This window comes from Streptomyces sp. AN091965 (assembly GCF_022698285.1).
In the GTDB taxonomy this organism is placed as follows: domain Bacteria; phylum Actinomycetota; class Actinomycetes; order Streptomycetales; family Streptomycetaceae; genus Streptomyces.
This window is the reverse complement of the sequence record NZ_JALDMY010000001.1, coordinates 1,386,266-1,408,367: the sequence shown is the minus strand read 5'-3', so window position 1 is coordinate 1,408,367 and position 22,102 is coordinate 1,386,266. Positions and strand designations below refer to the sequence as shown.

At 74.1% G+C, this 22,102-nt stretch carries 19 protein-coding genes; 7 read left to right on the top strand and 12 right to left on the bottom strand.

Annotated features, from left to right (window positions below):
* Positions 1–84 precede the first annotated feature (84 nt).
* Positions 85–288, bottom strand: coding sequence for an MbtH family protein (locus MQV74_RS05280; protein ID WP_242714849.1), 204 nt, complete (start codon positions 286–288; stop codon positions 85–87).
* 158 nt (positions 289–446) lie between these two features.
* Between MQV74_RS05280 and MQV74_RS05275 the strand changes: the two genes are divergently transcribed.
* The 4 genes from MQV74_RS05275 (at position 447) to MQV74_RS05260 (ending at position 5,750) form a co-directional block, all read left to right on the top strand.
* Positions 447–1,931, top strand: coding sequence for a condensation domain-containing protein (locus MQV74_RS05275; RefSeq protein WP_242714848.1), 1,485 nt, complete (start codon positions 447–449; stop codon positions 1,929–1,931).
* A gap of 184 nt (positions 1,932–2,115) precedes the next feature.
* Positions 2,116–2,880, top strand: a complete 765-nt coding sequence (locus MQV74_RS05270; protein WP_242714847.1) for a thioesterase II family protein — start codon at positions 2,116–2,118, stop codon at positions 2,878–2,880.
* Complete coding sequence (locus tag MQV74_RS05265) at positions 2,870–4,480, top strand: condensation domain-containing protein (protein WP_242714846.1); 1,611 nt, start codon at positions 2,870–2,872, stop codon at positions 4,478–4,480. The genes MQV74_RS05270 and MQV74_RS05265 overlap by 11 nt, the downstream gene beginning before the upstream one ends.
* The gene (locus MQV74_RS05260; protein WP_242714845.1) at positions 4,473–5,750 is read left to right on the top strand and encodes an ATP-grasp domain-containing protein; all 1,278 of its coding nucleotides are present in this window, start codon (positions 4,473–4,475) and stop codon (positions 5,748–5,750) included. Before MQV74_RS05265 ends, MQV74_RS05260 begins: the two co-directional genes overlap by 8 nt.
* Here MQV74_RS05260 and MQV74_RS05255 read toward each other — a convergent pair.
* From MQV74_RS05255 to MQV74_RS05235, 5 genes are all read right to left on the bottom strand, one after another.
* Positions 5,737–7,311, bottom strand: coding sequence for an alkaline phosphatase D family protein (locus MQV74_RS05255; RefSeq protein WP_242714844.1), 1,575 nt, complete (start codon positions 7,309–7,311; stop codon positions 5,737–5,739). The two genes, MQV74_RS05260 and MQV74_RS05255, sit on opposite strands and share 14 nt — an antisense overlap.
* A complete protein-coding gene (locus MQV74_RS05250) occupies positions 7,311–7,886 on the bottom strand; it encodes a phosphoesterase (protein WP_242714843.1) in 576 nt (191 codons plus the stop codon). The genes MQV74_RS05255 and MQV74_RS05250 overlap by 1 nt, the downstream gene beginning before the upstream one ends.
* A 123-nt stretch (positions 7,887–8,009) precedes the next feature.
* Positions 8,010–9,488 (bottom strand): helix-turn-helix domain-containing protein, encoded by a 1,479-nt coding sequence (locus MQV74_RS05245; RefSeq protein ID WP_242714842.1) that lies wholly within the window; start codon positions 9,486–9,488, stop codon positions 8,010–8,012.
* Positions 9,485–10,291 (bottom strand): SAM-dependent methyltransferase, encoded by an 807-nt coding sequence (locus tag MQV74_RS05240; protein ID WP_242714841.1) that lies wholly within the window; start codon positions 10,289–10,291, stop codon positions 9,485–9,487. The genes MQV74_RS05245 and MQV74_RS05240 overlap by 4 nt, the downstream gene beginning before the upstream one ends.
* Positions 10,288–11,139 (bottom strand): helix-turn-helix domain-containing protein, encoded by an 852-nt coding sequence (locus MQV74_RS05235; protein WP_242714840.1) that lies wholly within the window; start codon positions 11,137–11,139, stop codon positions 10,288–10,290. Before MQV74_RS05235 ends, MQV74_RS05240 begins: the two co-directional genes overlap by 4 nt.
* Positions 11,140–11,300: 161 nt before the next feature.
* Here MQV74_RS05235 and MQV74_RS05230 point away from each other — a divergent pair, with 161 nt between their 5' ends.
* Positions 11,301–13,292, top strand: a complete 1,992-nt coding sequence (locus MQV74_RS05230; RefSeq protein ID WP_242714839.1) for a helix-turn-helix domain-containing protein — start codon at positions 11,301–11,303, stop codon at positions 13,290–13,292.
* A gap of 18 nt (positions 13,293–13,310) precedes the next feature.
* On the opposite strand, the gene MQV74_RS05225 is transcribed toward MQV74_RS05230, so the two are convergent.
* Both MQV74_RS05225 and MQV74_RS05220 read right to left on the bottom strand, forming a co-directional pair.
* Positions 13,311–13,673, bottom strand: coding sequence for a DoxX family protein (locus tag MQV74_RS05225; RefSeq protein ID WP_242714838.1), 363 nt, complete (start codon positions 13,671–13,673; stop codon positions 13,311–13,313).
* A complete protein-coding gene (locus tag MQV74_RS05220) occupies positions 13,670–14,185 on the bottom strand; it encodes a cupin domain-containing protein (protein ID WP_242714837.1) in 516 nt (171 codons plus the stop codon). Before MQV74_RS05220 ends, MQV74_RS05225 begins: the two co-directional genes overlap by 4 nt.
* 80 nt (positions 14,186–14,265) lie before the next feature.
* Here MQV74_RS05220 and MQV74_RS05215 point away from each other — a divergent pair, with 80 nt between their 5' ends.
* Both MQV74_RS05215 and MQV74_RS05210 read left to right on the top strand, forming a co-directional pair.
* Positions 14,266–15,117 carry a LysR family transcriptional regulator gene (locus MQV74_RS05215; RefSeq protein WP_242714836.1) on the top strand — a complete coding sequence of 284 codons (852 nt, stop codon included), beginning with the start codon at positions 14,266–14,268 and terminating at the stop codon, positions 15,115–15,117.
* A 126-nt stretch (positions 15,118–15,243) separates the two neighbouring features.
* Complete coding sequence (locus tag MQV74_RS05210) at positions 15,244–18,594, top strand: S8 family serine peptidase (RefSeq protein ID WP_242714835.1); 3,351 nt, start codon at positions 15,244–15,246, stop codon at positions 18,592–18,594.
* A gap of 40 nt (positions 18,595–18,634) precedes the next feature.
* Here the strand turns inward: MQV74_RS05210 and MQV74_RS05205 are convergent, their stop codons facing one another.
* From MQV74_RS05205 to MQV74_RS05190, 4 genes are read right to left on the bottom strand one after another with little or no spacing between them, the layout of a single operon-like run.
* On the bottom strand, positions 18,635–19,519 hold the full coding sequence (locus MQV74_RS05205) for a 3-hydroxyacyl-CoA dehydrogenase family protein (protein WP_242714834.1): 885 nt from the start codon (positions 19,517–19,519) through the stop codon (positions 18,635–18,637).
* A gap of 41 nt (positions 19,520–19,560) precedes the next feature.
* Positions 19,561–20,643 (bottom strand): HAD-IIIC family phosphatase, encoded by a 1,083-nt coding sequence (locus tag MQV74_RS05200; protein WP_242714833.1) that lies wholly within the window; start codon positions 20,641–20,643, stop codon positions 19,561–19,563.
* Positions 20,640–21,809 carry an acyl-CoA dehydrogenase family protein gene (locus MQV74_RS41110; RefSeq protein WP_242714832.1) on the bottom strand — a complete coding sequence of 390 codons (1,170 nt, stop codon included), beginning with the start codon at positions 21,807–21,809 and terminating at the stop codon, positions 20,640–20,642. The genes MQV74_RS05200 and MQV74_RS41110 overlap by 4 nt, the downstream gene beginning before the upstream one ends.
* Positions 21,806–22,090: an acyl carrier protein gene (locus MQV74_RS05190; protein ID WP_138958033.1), complete on the bottom strand. Its 285-nt coding sequence runs from the start codon at positions 22,088–22,090 to the stop codon at positions 21,806–21,808. The genes MQV74_RS41110 and MQV74_RS05190 overlap by 4 nt, the downstream gene beginning before the upstream one ends.
* Between the last annotated feature and the right edge of the window lie 12 nt (positions 22,091–22,102).

Genomic DNA, 22,102 nt, shown 5'->3' with positions numbered 1-22,102 from the left:
CCCATCGAAAGATACCGCCGCGACCTGATGGTCGCGGCGGTATCGAGAATGCCCGGGAAATCGTCTCAGGAATTCTGTACGCCCTCAGGCCGATTCCTTGGCGTACTTCTTCCGCACGCTCAGCGGGGTGATGTCGGCCCAGGTCCGCTCGATGTGAGTCAGGCATTCCGCCCTGCTGCCGGAGACTCCAACAGGGCTCCAGCCTGCGGGAATGTCCATCTTGGAGTCCCAGATCGAGTACTGTTCCTCGTGATTGACAACAATCTGATAGACGCGGTCGTCGGTCATTCAGGAGCCTCCAGGACGAGTTGTGCAGAGCTCTTACCGGCGGTGCAGTCTACTGATCGCGGAGATCAATTGTCGAGGGTTTTAAAATCCCTTGTGCTCTGTGTTCAGGCCGAGTACCGTCCCGTTTGCCGGACCATCGATCAAGACTGGAGTCGAATGTGACGGGCAACCTTTCGGACGCCGCCCGCAGGCTTATGGAGAGGCGGCTCGCAGGCCTTTCGGCGCCGGTGAGCAAGGAGCGGGACCCGCGCCCCGAGCGTCCGCCGCTCGCACCGGCCCAGCGCCGACTGTGGTTCATCCACCAGCTCACCCAGGGCAGCCTGGCCTACAACGTGCCGACCGCCTACCGGCTGCGCGGCCCGCTGGACACCGAGGCGCTGGAGCGCGCCGTCCACCTGGTGGTGCGGCGGCACGAGGTGCTGCGCACCTGCTATCCGGCCGATGAGCAGGGCGAGCCGTTCCAGCGCGTCCTGGACGCCGACGCCGGCCCGCGGACGCCGGTGGCACGGCACGACCTCACCTCGGCCGCCGACCCGGTCGCCGAGGCCCTGCGGATCGCCGGCGGCGAAGCCGACCACCGGTTCCGCCTCGACGCGGAAGGTCCGCTGCGGCTGTGGCTGGCCACGCTGGGGCCGGACGACCACGTGCTGGGCATCGTGGTGCACCACATCGCCTTCGACCGGGAGTCCTTGGCCGTCCTGGCGGGTGAGCTCTCCGCCGCCTACCGGGCCGAGGCCGCCGCCGGCACCCCCGAACTGCCCCCGCTCGACGCCCAGTACGCCGACTTCGCCCTGTGGCAGAGCGGCCTGACCGGCACGCAGGAGTACGAGAAGGAACTCGGCTACTGGCGCGAGACCCTGGGCCGCCTGGCGCCCGTACTGGAGCTGCCCGCCGATCACCAGCGGCCGAAGGAACCGACCTACCGGGCCGGCGAGGCGGCGGTCCACATCGACGCCGAGACCGCCGACCGGCTGCGGGCCCTGTCCACCGAGCGCGGGGCCTCCCTGTTCATGACGTGCCTCGCCGCCTTCCAGGGCCTGCTGTCGCGCTACACCGCGGAGACCGCCCTCGCGGTCGGCTGCCCGGTCAACGGCCGGGCGAAGGTGGCGTACGAGGGACTCATCGGGTTCTTCGCCAACTCCCTGCCGATCGGCGTCCACCTCGACGACGACCCGGCGTTCGCCGCCATGGTGGACCGGGCGCGCGAGTCGCTGCTTTCGGCGCACGCGCACCAGAACGTGCCGTTCGACCGGATCGTGCGGGAGCTGTCGCCCGTGCGCGACCTCAGCCGCAACCCGCTGGTCCAGGTCTGGTTCGACCTGGACGCGGGCGACACCGGCACGGCGGCCGACCTCCTGGCCCTGCCCGGGGTGCGGAGCGAGTACTTCACCGAGGGCCGGGTGCGGACCCGGTTCGACGCCGAAATGCACCTGGGCGAGCGCGCCGACGGGACGATCACCGGCCGACTGCTGTACGCCCAGGACCTGTTCGCGGCCGAGACGGCGGACGGGCTCTGCGAGCACTACGCGAACTTCCTGGCGGCGGTGGCCGCCGACCCGAGGCTGCGGCTTTCGCGCGTGCCGCTCTTCTCCGCGCGCCAGCGGTCCACCCTGCTGGACGACTGGAGCGTGGGCAGCGGTTGACGGGCTGCCGGGCGGCACGGGCGGCGAGCGGGGCCGCTCGGCCAAGAGCGGGCCGTACGGCCCGCGCGGACCGTGCCGCCGCGGCCTGCCCGCCCGACCAGCACGCCCCAGACGCCACCTCGCCGCCGCGCTCGCGCACCACGGACGACCGGGCCAAGACCATCCGCCGAGAGGGAAACCGCCGATGACGACCGCCGACGCTCTGCTGCCCTTCTGGGACGACCGACTGCCAGGCGCCCGAGCCACCATGTTCTGCCTGCCGCACTCGGGCGGGGGCGCCTCGGCCTACCGGGAGTGGGTCAGGGCCTCCTCCACCCTCGACGTCCAGCCCGTCCAACTGCCGGGGCGCGAGCACCTGATCGGCACGCCCGGCATCGAGCACATGCCCGAGCTCGCCTCCCTGATCGGCGAGCTGATGATCGAGAGGGCCCCGCAGCCCTTCGTGCTCTTCGGACACAGCATGGGCGGCGCGATCGCGGCCGAGGCGGCGGCCTGGCTGGAGCGCGGCGGGCATCGGGCGCCCGCACTCCTGGTCGTCTCGGCCCGCCCGCCGGTGAACCAGGCCCGGCCCGGGCCCGGCGAGAGCGAGGACGAGTGGCTCCTGCGGCGCGTCCTCGCCATGGGCGGAACCCCGGCCGAAGTCCTTGAGGAGCCCGAACTGCGCGAGCTGATCCTCGGGACGTTCCGCGCCGACACGCGCCTGCTGCAGGACTACGTGCCGCGGTTCGGCCGCCTGTCCCTGCCGCTGCTCGCCCTGGGCGGCACCGAGGACGACGTGACCGAGTCCCGCCTCGCCGCCTGGCAGGACCACTTCACCGCGCCGATCCGCATCCGCATGTACCCGGGCGGCCACTTCTATCTGCGCCGGCACCGCGACGCCGTCCTGGCCGCCGTGGAAGAGGCCCTCACCGACACCCCGGCAGGAAAGGAGACGGTCCATGACGTCTGAGCCGACGGCCCACGCGCTCCTCACGATCTTTCAGGAGGAGATCGGGTCCGACCAGATCGGGCCGGACGACGACTTCTACGCGGTCGGCGGGGACTCCCTCATCGCCGTGCGGGTGGTCACGCGCGCGACCGAGCAGGGCATGCCGCTGCGCCTGATCGACCTGCTGATGAACCCGACGGTGGACGAACTCGTGGACCACCTGCGCGCCGCGGCCACCGACGGCGCGCACCCGCGGGAGGCGGCGGCCGCCCCGGTGTACCCGGGCGACTCCCTGGTGGCACCCGAGGACCGGGCGGCCCTGCCCGCGGGCGCGCTGGACGCGCTGCCCGCCTCGGCGCTCCAGACCGGTCTGATCTTCCAGTGCGAGATGGCCGAGGACCCGAGCCTCTACCACGACCTGATCGGGCTGCGCGTGACGGCGCCCTACGACGAGGACCTCTTCCGGTCGGCCCTGCGCGAGCTGATGGACCGGCACCCCGCGCTGCGCAGCTCCTTCGATCTGGGCAGCTACTCGGAGTCCCTGCAGGTGTTCTGGGGCGACGTGGCCGAGCCACTGGAGAGCGAGCGCGTGGGCACGGCCGACGCGGCCGACGCGGCCGTGTCCGCCTGGCGCGACAAACAGCTCTCCACCACCCTGGACTGGGAGCAGGCACCCCTGTTCCGCTGCCATGTGGCCGCCGGTCCCGGCGACACCTTCCGGGTGACCGTGGCCATGCACCACGCGATCATGGACGGCTGGAGCTTCGCCACCGTCGTCGTCGACCTGCTCACCCTCTACGACGCCCGCCTGTCCGGCACCGACCACGGACTGCCGGAGCCGCCCGCGACCGCGGCCGCCGAGTTCGTCCGCCTGGAGCGGGCCGCCGTGGACTCCCCGGAAGCCGCCGCGTTCTGGCGCGCCCAGTGCGATGCGCCGCCGCTGGTGGACCGGGAGCGGTACGGCCGTTCGGCCGACGCCTCCGAGCGGCGGGCCACGGCACTGCCCGCCGGCCTCTTCGCCGACCTGCGCGCACAGGCCGCGGAGGCACGGGTCCCGCTGAAGAGCCTGCTCCTCGCGGTGCACTGCTGGGCCCTCGGCCGGATGGCGGGCCGCACCACCGACGTGGTCACCGGCGTGGTGGTCAACGGGCGCCCCGAGCTGCCGGACGCCGACCGGGTCGTCGGACTCTTCCTCAACACCGTTCCGCTGCGCCTGCCGTCCCTGTCCGGCACCTGGGCCGAACTGGCCCGGACGCTGCGGGAGACGGAGACCGCCGCCGCGCCCCACCAGCGCCATCCCCTCGCGCTGATCGAGGAGAGCGCCGGGCGGCGGTCCTTCGACGTGGCCTTCAACTTCACCGACTTCCACGTCTACCGCCGCGTGTCCGGACTCAGGGCCCTCTCCGCCGACGGATGGTGGGACCGGGACAAGGCCAGCCACCCGATGTCCTGCGACTTCACCCTCGACTACCCCGGTTTCGGCAGCGGCCTCCTCCTCTCCTTCGACCCGCACCTGGTGACCGAGGAACAGGTGGAGACGTACGAGGCACTGACCATCGAGGGCCTGCGCGCCGCGGCCCGGGACGTGCACGCGGCCGGGACGGAGCCTCGCGATGGGTGAACCGGCACCGCTCGCGGTGGCGTACGACGTGGGCTCCGTCTCCCCGGCTGAGATCGCGGTGGGCGTGGCGGGCCTGGCCCCGGTGGTCTTCCTGCTGCCCCGCTCCCCGCACGTACGCACGCTGCGCCCGGTCCTGGCCCAGCTGGGCCGGGTGGTCCAGTTGACCGGCAGCGCCCAACGGGACGCCGTCCTCGTACGACGGCTCGCCCCGGCGGGGGTGCTCACCTTCTCCGAGAACCTGCTGCGCGTCACGGCCGGTCTCGCCCAGGCCCTGGGCCTGCCCCACCACACGCCGGAGGTCGCCGAGGTCCTCACCGACAAGTACCGGCAGCGGCAGCGGTTGCGCGCCGCCGGAGTCGACGCGGTGGCCTGCCACCTGGTGCCGGACGCCGCCGCCTGGGAGGAGGCGCTGGCGGCCGTCGGACTGCCCGCGGTGGTCAAACCGGTACGGGGGCAGGGCAGCCGGGGCACCTTCGCCGTCCACGACCGGGTGGAGGCGGACGGCCTGCGGGCACGGCTCTTCACCGACCCCGGCGAGTCCTGGGTGGTCGAGCAGTTCCTGAGCGGACAGCCGGGCGGGCCCTTCGGCGACTACGTGTCGGTCGAGACCGCGACGGACCCGCACGGCACGCGGGTGCTCGCGGTGACCGGCAAGCACCCGCTGACCCCGCCCTTCCGCGAGACCGGCCAGTTCTGGCCCGCCGCGCTGACCCCCGACCGGACCGCGGCCGTGTCGGACCTGGCGGTACGGGCGGTCACCGCGCTCGGCGTCACCACCGGCATCTGTCACACGGAGATCAAACTCACCCCCCACGGCCCCCGCATCATCGAGGTCAACGGTCGTCTCGGCGGCCACCTCAACGAACTGTCGCGCCGCGCCTGCGGAGTGGACCTCGTCCGGACGGCGGCGCTCCTCGCCCTCGGCGCCGCCCCGCCGCCCGCTCCGGCACCGCCCGACCGGGTCTTCTTCCAGTTCAACGGCCTGGCCCCGGACAGCCCCTGCCACGTGCGTACCCTCACCGGCGCCGACGAGATCCGCTCTCTCGAGGGCATCACCGGCTACCGGCCCTACGTCCGACCCGGCGACCACCTCTCCGGCGGTGTGGGCAGCACCTTCATGGACCTCCTCACCGGCGACGCGCCCGACCACTCCGCGATGGTGGATCTCCTGGACCGGGCCCTGCCCCTTCTCCGCTACGAGTTCACCGACGGCGCCACCAACTGGACCGTGTCCCCACAGCGGGCACGGGCCGACGCTATCCCGCCGTGACCCTGCGGTACTGCGCGGGCGACGTCTTCGTGGCGGCGTCCTCGTACGAGCCCGCCTTGCCCCGGTCCACGTGGAAGGTGGTCAGCGTGGTGACGGGGGAGTGCGGGTCGCGGCGGTCGCCGATCACCCGCATGTGCGTGCTGAAGCGCTCCGGGGTCACCTCGTAGACGTCGTAGCCGTACCGGTTGCCCTCGAAGTACTTCAGGTGTGGGTTGGCCTTGCCCATCACGGGGCCGTTGGCGGCGTTCCACTCCGGGGAGTACGCGCCCGACGTCACCGAGTGCGCGGTGAACTCCGTGCCGACCAAGGGGGATTCGGGCGCGTCGAAGTCGGTGCGGATGTCGTCGACGAACGCCGAGTGCCAGTCGCCGGTGATGACCACCAGGTCCTCAAGGCCGCTGCCGTGCACGTGCTGGAGGACCTCCTTGCGCTCGGTGAGGAAGCCGTCCCACTGGTCGGTGAACATGTACGAGCCGCCGGGCCTGCCGCGCAGCTGGCTCAGCATGATCGAGTTGGCCCACACGTGCCAGGAGTCCGGCGCCCTGTCGACGGTCTTCTTCAGCCACGCCTTCTGCTCGGCGCCGAGGATCGTGCCGTCCGGCAGGTTCTGCGCCGAACGGTACGACCGCAGGTCCAGGACGGTGAGTTCGAGCAGGTCGCCCCAGCGGCGCACCCGGTGGATCTCCGGGTCCGGCAGGGCGGACCCGCCGAAGGAGTCGCGGTGCGGCATGTGCTCGAACCACGCCTGGTACGCGGCCGCGCGGCGCCGCATGAACGGCGCGCCGCCGCCGGTGCCGCTGTAGTCGTTGACGACCTCGTGGTCGTCCCACGTCAGGAACCACGGGTGCGCGGCGTGCGCCTCCCGCAGCGACTTGTCGCCCTTGTACAGGGCGTGCCGCTTGCGGTAGTCGGCGAGCGTGAGGATCTCCGGGCCGTCGTGGTCGCGCACGTGCTTCTCCGGTATGCCGCCGACCTGCCCGTGCTCGTAGATGTAGTCGCCGAGGTGGATCACGAAGTCCACGTTCTCGCGGGCCATGCCCCGGTGCGCGGCGTAGAAGCCGTCGTGGAACGCCTGGCAGTTGGCGGCGGCGAAGGTCACCTTCCGCACCCGGCCGCGCGGCGCGGTCCGCGTCCGGCCGACCCGGCTGGTCCTGCCGAGCGCCTTGAACGCGTACCAGTAGTGGCGGCCCGGGGCGAGCCCGCTCACCGGCACGTGCACGCTGTGCCCGAGCGTGGCCGACGCCGGAGCCGTCCCGCGCGCGACGACGTGGCGCAGGCGGGCGTCCTTGGCGACGACCCACTCGACCTCGACGACCTCGGGGAGCTTCTGCTCGGCGGCCAGCGGCTCGGGCGCGAGTCTGGTCCACAGGAGCACCGAGTGCGGCTGCGGATCACCGGAGGCGACGCCGAGGGTGAACGGCGCGCGGTCGTACTCCGCGCCGAGCCGCTCGGCGGCCTCGCGGGCCTGCGCGGGGGTCAGGCCGGGGGCGAGCGGCCAGGCGAGGTTCAGCGCGCCGGCGGCCGCGGCGGCCTTGAGGAGGTCACGGCGGTTCACGGTCATCAGCGGCCTCCGGTGGGCTCGAGGGTGAGGGAGACGGCGTCGGCGTAGCCGTCGTTGGAGGTGCCGCCGCCACTGCGCGTGAACACCAGCAGGACCCGCGCCGTCCGCGCGCCGGGCGGCACCTGGGCCGCCGCCGAGCGTTCGAGCAGCGCCGTGCGGCCCTCGCGTTCGGCGGAGCTCACCGGACCGAGCACGCTGAGGGCCACCGGGGTGCCCTTGGCGTCGCGGAACTCCACGGAGAGGCGGGCGCCGTCCTCCTGGCCCGCGTAGCCGCCGAGCCAGGCGGTCACGGCGTAGCGCACCTTCCCGGCGTCGACGGCCCTGCGCCCGGTCGGCCCGCTCCTGGGCAGGGTGACGTCCTGCACCAGGGCGGTACGCGGGCTGTTGCCGCCCGAGAAGAAGCGGCTGCCGCGCCGCGCGGGGCCGGGGTCCGACGGGGTCGGATAGCCGCCGCCCAGGCTGTACGGCACGAGCGCCGGGGCTCCTTGGACGACCTTCCAGCCGCGGACGGTGGTGACGGGATCGGCACTGCCGCCCGCCCCGTTCTCCGCGTCGCCGTTGACGACGAGATTCACGCGCGCCTCCTGTGATGGGTGATGTGGGCGCGGTCAGCCCACCAGCCCCGTGTGAACCAGGAGAAGCGTCGTGGCGAATTCTGTTACCGCCAGGGGGCGCCGGTACGGCGTGTGTGCGGGCGGCTACTGCCCCGGCTCGCGGTACGTCCGGCCGCCCCGGCGCGGCAGCGCCGCCGGTACGTCGTCGGCGGTCGCGGCCGTCTCCACGGCCAGGCGCAGCTCCGCCCGGACGGTCGCGGACGACAGGTCCAGGTCCAGGAGGCGGCCGCACTCGCTCAGCCAGGTGCTGAGGGTGGTCCGGTGCAGGGCCAGCTCCGTGGCGGCGGGCGCGGTGCGGCCGCGGTGCGCGAGCCAGCAGCGGAGCGCGATGCGCAGCCGTGGGTCGAGCGGCTGGAGCAGCCCGGACGCCCACCGCCCCGCCCGCTCGGCGCTGAGCAGGGCGGCGGGCAACGGCGGGCTCGGCAGCAGGGGTTGCGCCACCGCGGCCGGGACGGGCGAGGCCGGGGCGCGCAGCGCGAGCAGTGACTGCGCCTGCACGGTGGGGTGGTCGAGGTCGACCGCGAGCAGCACGCCGATGCCGCGGAGCCGCGAGCGGACCGTGCCCTCGGACACGTCGAGCGCGGGGGCGGCGGCCTGCGCGGAGCCCGAGCGCAGCCAGGCCTCCAGGGTGCGCCGCTCCCTGCCGTCGAGCGGCTGGAGCACGGCCGCGGACCAGGTGACGAGGCGGTCCGTCGGTATCACGCGGAGCAGCCCGTGCGCCCCCAGTCCGGTTACCGAGGTGAGGCGGCCGATGGAGGTGCTGTTGCGGGTGCTCCCCGCCTCGGCCCACGCGGTGACGAACATGTCCAGGGGCGCGGGGGCCGCCGCGCCCCCGGTCAGCTGGTGCCGGTCGGCGACGCGCGCGACGAGGGAGAGCGTCGGATGGCCGCCGTCGGCCCGGGGCAGGTCGCGGACGCCGTGCAGGGCGACCACGGTCAGCTCCGCCCCGTCCAGGCTGACCAGTGTGCGGGTGCCGTTCGACAGGTCGGGCTGCGTCGCCCGCCACAGCGCGTGGTGGGCGGTGTGCAGGGCCCGCCCGGTGAGGCGGTACACGGTGGCGTGCGTGGCGGTCTCGCCGCCGAGGACCTCGGCGGCGAGTCGGTGCTGGCCGCGCAGCAGCAGCCGCAGCACGGCGGTGTGCACGCGCTGCTCGGTGCCGCGCGTCTCCTCCGCGTGCCGGGCCCGCAGCCGCAGCAGGTCGACGGCGCACTGCGTGACGAGCGCCGTCAGGGGCGGGGACGCCGCCACGCCGGGGCAGACCACGAGGACGGTGCCCTGCGCCCCCGGCACCTGATGGACGGTCACGTGCGGGTGCGCCTGCGGGTGCGCGGCGGCCCGCAGCGCCGTGGGCCCCGCGGAGTCCGGCGTGGCGTGCACGAGTCCGGCCGCCGGGTCCACGAGCGCCGCCCAGCCCTCGGCCAGCGCGGCGACCTCGGCGACGAGGAGCGCGCCGGAGCGGGCCGCCGCACGCGTCAGCCGCCGCACCACCTGCGCGTGCTCCACGGCGGACGGGGCCGGGGGCCGTGCGGGGTGCGGCTCACGGCCCGCGCCGCGCGTCGTCACGGTATCCGCGCGACGCCACCCCACCCCGCGCGCGCGGTGAGGGTGCCGGTGGTCGCTTCGGGCCGCCAGTGGGGCCAGGACACATAGCCGGGCTCGACCATCTCCAGGCCCTCGAAGAACGCGACGGTCACCTCCGGCTCACGGAAGATGTACGGAATCGCGCCCGAGGTGTTGTACTCCTCCTGCACCTCGCGGTGCCTGTCGTCCGACGCCGTGGAGTGGCTCAGGGACAGATAACTCCCCGAGGGCAGCCGGGCCACCAGGCGCCGCACCAGACCCAGGGCCTCCTCCCAGTCCACGATGTGCCCGAGGACGTCGTTGATCACCAGGGCGACGGGCCGGGTCATGTCCAGCGTCTTGGCCGCGCCCGTGAGGATCGCCTCCGTGTCGCGCATGTCCGCGAGCACGTAGTCCATGGCCCCCTCGGGGGTGCTCTTGCCCATCGCCTGGACGTGCAGCAGCACGAGCGGGTCGTGGTCGACGTACACCACCCGGCTCTCCGGGGCGATGCGCTGGGCCACCTCGTGGGTGTTGTTGGCCGTGGGAAGGCCCGCGCCCACGTCCAGGAACTGCCGGATCCCGGCCTCCTTGGCCAGCCAGGTGACGGTGCGCACCAAAAAGCCCCGTGACTCCTGGGCGAACGGCTCGATCAGGGGGTACTTGTCGCGGTAGGCGTCACCGGCGGCCCGGTCGGCCTCGTACCAGTCCTTGCCGCCCAGCCAGTAGTTCCACACGCGCGCGCTGTGGGCGACGGACTTGTCGATCTCGTCCAACCGCGGGGGGAGCCTCATCGGTTCGGTCATGACAGGTCCAGTACCTCTTTCGACTTGTCGGGGTGGAGTGCGGTGGCGCAGGAGTAGTCGAGGAGCAGACGGTAGGCGGTCACCGTGTCGGGTGCGTCCCAGACGTCGGCGGTGCCGGCCAGGCCGCCTTCCCTGACCACGTGGTCGGAGATCTCCGGCACCTCGACGCGGAACAGGGTCAGCGGCGGCTTGCCGGTCAGCGCGTGCGGGGGCCCGTCCAGCGGGTGGATCTGCAGCGTGACGTCGGAGCGCTCGGCCGTGGCCCGCAACACCTCAAGCTGTTCGGCCATCACCCCCGGCACCCCGACTCGGGTGTGCAGGGCCGCGGCCGACATCACGGCCCAGATGCGGGTCTGCTGGGTGCGCAGCCGCTCCTGGCGCTGGACCAGCAGATCGGTTCTGCGGTCCTTGGCCGCGGGGGACAGGTCCGGGCGCAGCACGTCGTCGACGGCGCGCGCGTAGGACGGTGTGCGCAGCAGAGCAGGAACGAGTGCGGGCTCCCAGGTGCGCACGATTCCGGCCGCGGACTCCACGCTCATCAGGTCGAGCTGCCACGGGTCCATCACCGCGCGCCAGGGGTGCCACCACCCCGGGGCGTTGGCACTCGCCAACTTGCCGAGGAACTCCTCGGTCTCCGCCCGCGCCGCTCCGTACGCCGCGAGGAGCACGGACACCTGACCCACGTCCAGGGACGTCTGGGCCTGCTCGATCCGGCGGACCGTGGCGGGGTGCGCGCCGAGGGCCGACGCGGCTTGCTTGAGCGAAAGCCCGGCGGCCTCGCGGAGGACCTTCAGCCGGGTGGCGAGCACGAGGTGCGCGACGGTCCGGCCGGATCGTTCGCGAGCCACGCACCCCTCCTTCCGACAGTCCCCGCAACTTGCGGATAGTGCACACCTTGTCGCTTGCAATCCCTGGACGCAACCCGTTGAGTAGGCGCAGTGGTGAAGCGGCCGGGACAACCGGGGCGGACAACACGTCGTACGCACGGGGGAATTACGGGGGAGATGACGTGCTGACGCTGGGCGCACTGGTCGGCAGGATCGAACTCGAACTTGCCTTCGCCGGAGGCGTCTCCGCCACACCGCACGAGGCGGTCAGGGTCGCCGGACTGGCGACCCTGACCCTGCCCCAGCTCCTGGAGGGCGAGCCGCAGCGCCGCCTCGAACCCGGCTCCCTCGTCCTGCTCACCGAGATGCCGTTCCGGCTCCGGGGGCGCGCGGAAGTCGCCCTGGAGACGCTCTTGGAACAGCTGGCCCTCGACGGGTGCGCGGGCCTCGCGGTGAGCGTCCTGTCCGGCGCCCACCAGCCGTTCTCCCTGGCGGTGCGGGAGGTGTCCGCCGCGCTCGGCGTCCCCCTGCTCATCACCACCGCGCCGCTGCGCCAGTGGGTCAGGGCGGGCCGCGACCTCGCGGAGCGACGGCTCGCCGAAGCCGAGGCCCGCGCCGGTCAGCTCACCACCCTCGTCCAGCAGCTGCCCACCCGGGCCGCCGACCCCGAGGCCATGCAGCCCATCGCGGACTGGCTGGCGCGCGCCCTGCGGGCACAGGTCCTCGTCAGCGAGCCGGGCAGCGTCCTCGCCGCGTCGCCCGAGACCGCGGCCGAGGCCCTGGCGGAGGCGTTCCTGCGCGGCCACCGCGAAGGCCTCGCGCGCGACCGGTCCCAGGGTCCGCACACGCGGCTCGTCCCCCTCTCGTCGGCGGGCGACGCACCGCCCCCAGCCCCCGCCGACGACGCCTCGTGGGGCGGCCGTGGCGCCGCGGTCGGCGCCGTCTCCGCCGCGGACGCCGGGAACGCGGTGCTGGCCGTCGCCCGCCGCTCGCCCCCCTTCGACGACGCCGACCTCCGGCTCATGCGGCACGCCGCGCGCCTGCTCGGCCTGCTCGACCAGGCGCGCCGCGAGCACCGCGCCGCCGCCGACGCCGCGCACGCGACCCGTACGGCGGCCGTGGAACTGCTCCTGGACGCCGAGGTCGACAAGGCGCGCCGGGTCATGGCCACCCAGGCTCCGGGCCTGCTCACCCCGGACGCCGTCCGCGTCTTCGTCGTCGAGACCCCCCAGGACCGGCGCGACGCCGTCCTGCTCGGCTGCGAAGCGGGGACGGCGGGCCGGGCCCTGGTCGTCGCCGATCCGCGCGAGGACCGCCGGATCCTGGTCGTCGAGCCGATCCGGCCGCGCCGCACCGGCGACGCGGTGGCCACCGCGCTCACCCGGCTCGTCGCCGAGCTGGGCGCCGACGCCTCGCTGGGCGGCAGCGGCACGTACCCGATGGTGATGCTCGCCGACGCCCTCCAGGAGGCCATCACCGCCCAGCGGTTCGCGCTGCGCCGCCCCGACGCGGTGGCGCTGTCCGCGCAGAGCACCGACCTGGTCAGCGTGCTGCCGCGGGACGCGGCACGGCGCTGGGCCCGCGGGCTCCTCGACCCGCTCCTCCGGCCGGACGCGCAGGGGGAGCAGATGCGGGACACCCTGCCCACCGCCCTCGCCTACCCCTACGCGGTGGCCGCCCGCCGGCTGCACGTGCACCGCAACACCGTCAGGCGCCGCGTGGCCAAGGCGGCCGAACTCCTGGACATGGACTTCGCGACCGTGCGGGACCGGGCCACCGTCGGGCTCGCCCTGGACCTGCTCGCCGACCGGCACCGGCCCGAGCGCTCCCTCACCCTGGTCGGCGGCGCCACGCCCACCCTGGAGTCGCTGCTCGCCTCGCCCGAGGCCAGGGCCTGGGCGGACAACCTGCTGTGCGGAGCGCGCGGCGACCGCAGGAACCTGCTCACCACCGCGGCGGTCTGGCTCGCGCACGACGCCCACGTCGAGCCGACCGCCCGCGCCCTCGGCCTCTCCGAGTTCACCGTCCGTTCCCACCTGCGCGCCCTCGAAGGCCATATGGCCCGGGACCTCGGCTCCCTGGGCGGCCTGCGCGACCTCCAGTTCTCCCTGCACATCCTGACCGGCGAGGTCGGCGTCACGGACCTGCGCGGCGACCTGTGCTCGACGCCGTGACCCGGGGGCGCCCCGGCGTCACCACCACACCGCGGAGAGCCCGGCGGTCGCGGCCGCGGCCAGCAGCAGCGTGACGTTGAGGGCGACTTCCCGGTCGTCGCGGCGCAGATGCACCCTGATCGCGCCGATCTGCAGGACCACGAACCCGACGGCCGCGGCCGCGCCGAGCCCGGGCGCGACCCCGGTCAGCGGCGGGAGGACGAGCCCCAGCGCGCCCAGCACCTCGACGGCCCCGACGCTCCTGACCACCGGCATCGGGACGTCGTCCACCCAGGCCATCATCGGCAGGAGTCGCTCACGGCTGCGGAACACCTTCAACCCGCCCCCGTAGAGGTAGAAGAGGGCGAGCAGACCGGCGACGACTCCATGGGCGACGTTCACGAGACCACGTCGGCGGCCGGTTCGGTGCCGTAGCGGCTCATCGTCCGCAGGTGCTCCAGCGGAGTCGGGCCCCGGCCCTCGGCGGCCGCCTCCTGGAGGTCCCGGAAGTACTGCACGTACAGGGACGGCGTGAACGTACTGAGCATGACGGCCGGTTCGTCGGTCACGTTGGCGAAGGTGTGCGGGGCTCCGGGCGGGACCGTCACGAACGCGCCCGCGGGCACGTCGTGGTCCTGTTCGCCGACCGTGAAGCGCACCGTCCCGGAGACGACGTAGAAGCCCTCGTCGTGCAGGGCGTGGCGGTGCTGCGGCGGTCCGGGCGTGTGCGGTGCGAGGACGGACTCGGTGCAGCCGAGGCGGTTCCCGGTGGCGGTGCCGTCCTCCAGGACGCGCATGCGCGTGGTGCCCAGGACGATGACCTCGCCCTCGCCCGGACCGACCACGGTCACGGCGGGGGCGGCGTCCGGCGCGCCGGTGTCGGGTGTGTCAGCGGTCTTCGGTGTGTCTGTCATGCGCCGATTCCACCGCCGGTGCGCCCGGGGTGTCCAAGACCCTTTCCGCCCCCTCCATACCCCACGGGTATCGTGCTGCCATGGAGCTGCGCACGCTGCGTTATTTCGTGGCGGTCGCCGAGGAGTTGCACTTCGGCCGGGCCGCCGCCCGGCTGCACATGAGCCAGCCGCCGCTGAGCCGGGCGATCAAGCAGCTGGAGGCCGTCTTCGGCGCCGCCCTGTTCGACCGGTCGTCCGCCGGCGTCCGGCTCACCGGCGCGGGCTCGGTGCTCCTCGACGAGGCGCGCGCCCTGCTGGAGCAGGCCGAGCAGGTGCACGCCCGGGTGGCCGCGGCGGCCGGTGCCGCGACCCTCACCGTCGGCATCCTGGGCGACGGCGCCGACCCGGACGCGGCCCGCCTGGCCGAGGCCTTCCGCGCACGGCACCCGCACGTCGAGGTCCGCGTCCGCGAGACCGACCTGACCGATCCCACCTGCGGGCTGCACGCCGGGCTCGTCGACGTCGCCCTGACCCGCGGGCCGTTCGACGCCACCGGCCTCGCCGCCCGGGAGCTGCGGGCCGACCCGGTGGGCGCGCTGCTGCGCGCCGACGACCCGCTGGCCCGAGGCGACCGCCTGCGCCTCGCCGACCTGGCCGACCGCCGCTGGTTCCTCTTCCCGCAGGGCACCGACGGCGTCTGGCAGACGTACTGGAGCGGCGGCGCGGCGCGCGAGGGCCCGGTGGTGCGCGCCGTCCAGGAATGCCGGCAGGCCGTCCTGTGGAACGGCACGGTCGGCATGACGCCCCTGGGCCACGAGCCGGGCCGGGGCCTCACCGTGGTGCCGCTGGCCGACATGGAGCCCAGCCGCGTCCTGGTGGCCTGGCGCGCGGGCGACGCGAACCCGCTGATCCGCTCCTTCGTCCGGATCGCGACGGACACGTACCGCCGCTGAGTCCGCTCGTCGACGCCCGGTGTTCCGGTGTTCCCCGACATCTCTTCCGTTTCCCGAGAACCACCCGTGTCATGATCGCGTCTCACGGGGGGTCGCATCAACACGCTCAAAGGACAGGCAATTCGGGTGACAGGCATATCGAGGGTGGGGGCGGCGGCGATGGCCGCCGTGGTGTCCGGCGCACTGCTCACGGGGGCGGCGGCAGCCGACACCGGGACGCGGTCGGACCGCACCGCGGGCACGGGTGGGGCCGCGCTCGCCAAGGGCGAACGCGGGACCGGGGCGGGGAAGACCGCGACGGTCACGTTGATCACCGGGGACCGGGTGGTCGTCGCGGCGAAGGGCGGCCGGGTCGTCAAGCTGATCCGCGGCGAGGGCCGCGAGCAGATGGCGATCTCGGTGCGGCGCGAGGCCGGGCACGTGTACGTCGTGCCGCGGGACGCCGAGTCGCTGATCGCCGCGGGCAGGCTCGACCGGCGGCTGTTCGACGTCACGCGCCTGGTCGCCGACAAGTACGACGACGCGCACACCACGTCGCTCCCGCTGATCGTCGGCTACCGGCCGGGCCGGGTCAACAGCCTCAAGGCGGCCGACACGTTCAAGGGCCACGCCCGGGACCGCCGCGCCCTGCCCGCCGTCGGCGGCGAGGCGTTCTCCACGCCCAAGTCGGGTACGACGGAGCTGTGGTCGGCGCTCACCCGCGGCACGGGCGGGCGGACGAACGTCCGCGCCACCGTCGTCCCGGCCGTCGCGCACGTCTGGCTGGACGCCAAGGTGCGCCCCGCGCTCGACAAGAGCGTGCCGCAGATCGGCGCCCCCACCATGTGGAACGCCGGATACACCGGCAAGGGCGTCAAGGTCGCCGTCCTGGACACCGGGGTCGACCAGAAGCACCCGGACCTCAAGGGCGTCGAGGTCGTCGAGAAGAACTTCACCGCGTCGCCCGACGCCAAGGACCGCATGGGCCACGGCACGCACGTCGCCTCCATCCTCGCGGGCTCCGGCGCCAAGTCGGCGGGCAAGCGCAAGGGCGTGGCGCCCGGCGCCAAGCTCCTCGACGGCAAGGTCATCTCCGAGGAGGTGGGCGCGGGCTACGACTCCGACATCGCCGCGGGCATGCAGTGGGCCGTCGACAGCGGCGCGAAGATCGTCAACATGAGCCTCGGCAGCCTGGACACCCCGGGCACGGAGCCGCTGGAGGCGGCCGTCGCGCGGCTCTCCGGCAAGGCCCTGTTCGTCATCGCGGCGGGCAACGACGGCCCCGGCCCGCACACCCTGAACGCGCCCGGCAGCGCCCCCGATGCCCTCACCGTCGGCTCGGTCGACAAGCGGGACAAGATCGCGGAGACCTCCAGCCGGGGCCCGACGGCCGACGGGGCCGCCAAGCCCGACCTCACCGCGCCCGGCGAGGACATCACCGCCGCGCGCTCCACCGAGCTGTCCGACGACGAGGGTGACGGTTACACCTCCCTGTCGGGCACCTCGATGGCGACCCCGCACGTGGCCGGGGCGGCCGCCCTGCTCCTGCAGCAGCACCCCACCTGGTCCGGTCCGCAGCTCAAGGCCGTCCTGACCGGCTCCGCCAAGGCCAACCCCAAGCTCAACGCCTATGAGCAGGGGGCGGGCCGCGTGGACCTGACGCGCGCGGTGTCCGCGTCCGTCTCCTCCGAGCCCGGCACGCTCACGTTCGGCACGCAGGCATGGCCGCACACCGACGACAAGCCGGTCAAGAAGACACTCACCTACCGCAACCACGGCACCGAGCCGGTCACCCTCACGCTGTCCACCACGGCCGTGGACCCGTCAGGGCGCCCGGCCCCGGCGGGCATGTTCACCCTCAAGGACACCAAGCTCACCGTCCCGGCCAAGGGCACCGCGAAGACCACCGTCACCGCCGACACCAAGCCCGGCTCCGCCGACGGCATCTACGGCGGCACCGTCCTGGCCACCGGTGACGGGCAGTCGGTCCGCACCGGCCTCGTCGTCGACCGCGAGGTCGAGTCCTACGACGTCAAGCTGACGCACCTGGACGTCAACGGCGAGCACGCGTCGAGCTACACCACCACGCTCACCGAGCGCGCCACCCAGACGAAGATCACGGTCCCCTACGACAGCGGCGGCACGGCCACGGTGCGGCTGCCCAAGGGCACCTACGGCCTGGAGAGTTCCGTCTACGGACAGACCCCGGAGTTCGCTGTCTTCGTGCAGCCGAAGCTGAAGGTCGGCGCGGACACGACTCTCACGCTGGACTCCCGCAAGGCCAAGCCGGTCGCCGTCACCGCCCCGGACCGGGCCGCGCGCCTCACGGAGTCGGACATCAGCTACGACGACCCGGCGGCCGGGATCGCGGGCAGCTTCAGCCTGGGCGGTGCGGGCACCCTCCGCACGGCCGGGCTCGGTGCCTCGTCCACCACGCTGAACGCCCAGTACAACGGGGTGTGGAAGGTGCCGGGCAGCTCCGCCAAGAAGGTCGACTACCGCCTCGCCTTCAGCCGCACCGGCAGCTGGTTCACCGGTCTGAAGCACGCCACCACCAAGGCCGAGGTCGCCGAGGTGAAGTACGGCGTCGGCTCCTCCGCGGCCCGGCGCAAGGGCACGCTCTCCGTCACGCCGATCGGCGCCAACGACTACGGCTCGCCGCTCCAGTCGCAGACCACCCTGAACCTCCCGGCCTCCGGCACGACCTACGTCAACACCAAGGGCCTGCACTGGATGTGGTCCGTGGCGCAGCTCGACGACGCGGGGGTGCCGATCATCAACTACGGCACGGACCCGGTCGCGTACAAGGCGGGCAAGCGCTACACGCTGAACTTCAACACCGGCGTGGTCGGCCCCGACCTCAAGGCCGAGGCGGGTCAGGGCGCGCGCCGCGCGGGCAACTCCATGGACGCCTACGTCCGGCTGTTCAACGACGGCGCGGGACACGCGGGCGACTCGCTCACCACCGGCGGCTTCACCCGCCTGGAGTCCGGCGGCCGGACCGTCGCCGAGGGCGAGCCGGGCGCGGTCAACGCCGACCTCCCCGCCGCCTCCGCGCCCTACAAGCTGACCATGGAGGCGAGCCGCCCGGCGAAGGCCACCACGACCAGCACGAAGGTGTCCGTGGCCTGGACCTTCACCTCGGCCAAGACCCCCGACGAGCAGCCCACCGACCTGCCGCTCTCCACCGTCCGCCTGGCGCCGAAGCTGGCGCTGAACGGCACGGCCCCCGCGGGCGGCACGCTGACCGTGCCGCTGAAGGTGGCCGGGGCCGCCGCGGGCCGGGACAAGGTCGCCGAGCTGACCGTCAAGGTCTCCTACGACGGCGGCAGGACCTGGAAGTCCGCCCCCGTCACGACCGACGCCGCGGGCGCGCGCACGGCGAGCGTGCGGCACCCGGCGACGGCCAAGGCCGTGTCGTTCCGGGTGTACCTCAAGGACACCTCGGGCAACACCATGACTGAGACGATCAGCAACGCCTACCGGCTCGCCCCGTAGGGCGAGCCCGCACCCGCACGAAGGCGCCGCGCGCCGGGGGTCACCTCGGCGCGCGGGCCGGATAGCGGTGGAAACCCCGGCCGCTCTTGCGGCCCAGATGACCGTCGGCGACCAGCGCACGCAGCCCCTCGCAGGGCTGGAAGCGCTGGTCGCCGGTGCATTCGAGCAGGACGTACAGCGTGTCCACGACGGTGTCGAGGCCGATCAGGTCGCCGGTGGCCAGCGGGCCCATGGTGTGCCCGAAGCACTCCTCGAAGATCCGGTCGACGGTCGCCGCGTCCGCGGTGCCCTGCCGCACCACGGTGGCGGCCTCGTTGATCGTGAGCATGAGGACCCGGTTGGAGACGAACCCGGGGCCGTCGGCGACCACGATGCCCTTCTTGCCGATCCCCGCGAGCAGGGCGAGGGCCGTGTCCAGGGTCGCGTCGGACGTCCGTGGGCCACGCACGACCTCCACGGCCTCCTTCATCGGCGCGGGGTTCATGAAGTGCATGCCGAGCACCTGCTCCGGCCGCCCCGTTCGCGCGGCGAGCCGCTCGACCGGGATGGCCGAGGTCCCCGTCGCGAGGACCGCCCCGGGCGGGCACACCCCGTCGAGGTCGCGGAACAGCTTCTCCTTCAGCGGTATGCGCTCCGGCGCGCAGTCGAGCACGAACCACGCCTCGGCCAGGTCCTCCAGGCGCGCGGTCCAGGTGACCGCCGCGAGGGCCCGGTCCGGCGGGACGGCCGCGGGCGCCGTGCGGACCATCCTCGCCAGCCGGACGCCGTCGCGGAGCCGGGCCGGGGCGGCGGCGAGGGCGGCCTCCTCGGGGTCGACGGCCACCACGCGGTGCCCGGCCTCGGCGAGGCACTGCGCGATGCCGACGCCCATCGTCCCGGCGCCGACCACGCCGATGACACCGCTGGCGAGGCTGTCCTGAAGCATGGGGTCCTCCTCGTTCCGGCCGGTGCCGTGGCGGGCGCCGCTCATGCGGTGACCACCCGTACCGGGTGCGTGCGGGCGGGCGGCGGGCTGTCCGGGTCGATGGCCAGGGTGAGGCGGTCACCGGCGTCCTCCACCACCGCGAAGCCGCTGAAGCGGAGCGTGACCAGCATCTGCCGGTTGACGCCGGTGGGCACGAACTCCGCGACCGGGCGGCGCCCCGCGGCCAGGGACGTCGCGACGATGTGGTCGATGAGCACCGCGCCGACGCCCCGGGACATCACCCGGCAGGACATCAGGAGCAGTTCGAGCACGGTCGCGCCGTCCCGGAGCGCGGTGACCGCGAGCCCGATGGTGCCGTAGGAGCCGAACCGGTCGGTGAGCCCGGCCACCAGCACCTCGTGCCCGGGGTCCGCGCACAGCCCGCGCAGCTCGTCCAGGCCGAAGGTGCGCCCGGTGGTGTTGAGCTGGTGCGTGCGCACGGTCAGCTCGTGCGCGCGGGCGAGGTCGGCCCCGGTGGCCCGCCGGACCGTCAGGACCAGGTCGAGCGAGGCCAGGAACCGCGCGGGCGGCCCGGTGTGCTCGGCCTCGGCGGCCTTGCGCCGCCGCTCCGTGCGGTAGAGGTCGCGCCGCAGCGCCGACTCGTCCGTCATGAACCGCGGGGTGAACTCCGGGTAGGAGGTGAGGAGTTCCGCCTCGTGTGCGGGGTAGCAGCGCACGTCCGGCAGTGCGGCGGCCACCTCGGCCCGCTCCACCGCGTCGTTGTCGATGAACGCGACCGCGTCCAGGCCGATGTTCAGCTCGGCCGCGATCCGCTCGACCGACCGGGACTTGGCGCCCCAGCCCACTTCCAGGACGGTGAACAGGGTGTCGAGCCCGTGCGCGGCCAGATGCGCCGCGGCCACGTCGTACGCGCCGCGGCTCGCCACCGCGTGCAGGATGCCCCGCTGGTCCAGGGCGCGTACGGTCCGTACGGCGGCCGCGAAGGGCACGGGCGCGTCGCCTTCAAGGACGACGCCGTCCCACAGGGTGTCGTCGAGGTCCCACACCAGGCACTTCACGGTGGTGGGTTCCGGGGGCCGCGCGGGGGCCGTCGTGTCGTGCGGTCCGCGGGGCTGTGTGCTCATCGGCCCGCTCCCTCGTCCTCGGGCCGCCGCCGGGCCCGCCCGTGTCCGTGGGCGCGCAGCAGGTGGTCGGCGATGTGCAGCTCGGACACCTGCGCCGAACCCTCGATGATCTCCATGACCTTGGCGTCCCGGTAGCAGCGGCCCACCAGGCTGTCGGGGGCGCAGCCGGACGCGCCCATGACCTGCACCGCGCTCCCGGCCACCGAGGTGGCTGCGCGTGCCGCCGCGTACTTGGCGGCGACGGTCTCCGCGACGGCGTCCGGGGCGCGGGCCGCGCGCAGCCGGGCGGCCCGCAGGCACAGCTCCCGGGCGGCGCGGCCGTCCACCACCGCGCGTCCCAGGAGCGCGCGCACCTGCTGGTGCTCCGCCAGGACCACCCCGCCCTGCGCGCGCCGCACCGCGTGCTCGGCGGCCGCACCAAGACACGCCTCGGCCATCCCGACGCAGCCCCAGGCCACTGTGAACCGCCCGTGGTCGAGGGCGGTGCCCGCCACGTGCGACAGGCCGAACCCGGGCGGGGCGACCACGTTCCCGGGCGGCACGCGCACGTCGTCGAACCGTACGTGGGCGAGCTGGGCGGCGCGCAGACCGAGCTGGCCGCGCACCGGCTCCCTCCGCACGCCGCGCCGGTCGGCCTCGACGAGGACCGCGGCGGGGCGGCCGCCGGTGCGGCCCAGGACCAGATACACGTCCGCGATCTCGCCGAAGGTGATCCAGCGCTTCTCGCCGGTCACCGCGTACGCGTCGCCGTGCGGCTCGACCTCGGTGGCGACGGCGGTCAGGTCACTGCCCGCCGCCGCCTCCGTCGCGGCGAAGGCCGCGATCAGCTCGCCCCGGGCGAGCGCGGGCAGCCACCGCTCGCGCTGCCCGGCGGTGCCCCAGCGCAGCAGGGCCGCGCCCACCATGCCCTGCACGGTGACCAGGCCGCGCAGCGAGCCGCACACCCCGCCGAGCCGGGCGCACACCTCGCCGAGCTCGGCGGGCGCGGCGCCGAGCCCGCCGTAGCGTGCCGGCAGATCGGCGCCGAGCAGGCCGTCCCGCGCGAGGGCGTGGCGCACCTCGGCGGGCAGCTCGCCGCGCGCGTCCCAGGCGGCGGCGTCCTGGCGTACCGCGTCGGCGAACCGCGCCCCCACGGCCGCGGGGTCGGCCGCGGCGGTGCCGCTCACGCCGCCGCGCCCCGGCCCGCGGCCTTCGCGAGGACGAACTCCCGCAGCCGGCCGAGGGTGCGGAAGTGGTCCAGGTCGAGGTCGTCGACGGTCACCTCGATGCCGTACCGCTGCTCGACGAAGTTCACCAGCTCGATCGCGAACAGGGAGGTCACCAGGCCGAGGGCGAAGTAGTCCTCGTCCGGGCCCGGTTCCCGCCCCAGGGCGCCGGACAGATACGCGCGCAGCTCCTCGGTCACGGACGCCGCGTCGGCGGCGTCCGTCCCGTTCGGTGTGTCCATGGGTGGGCCCTC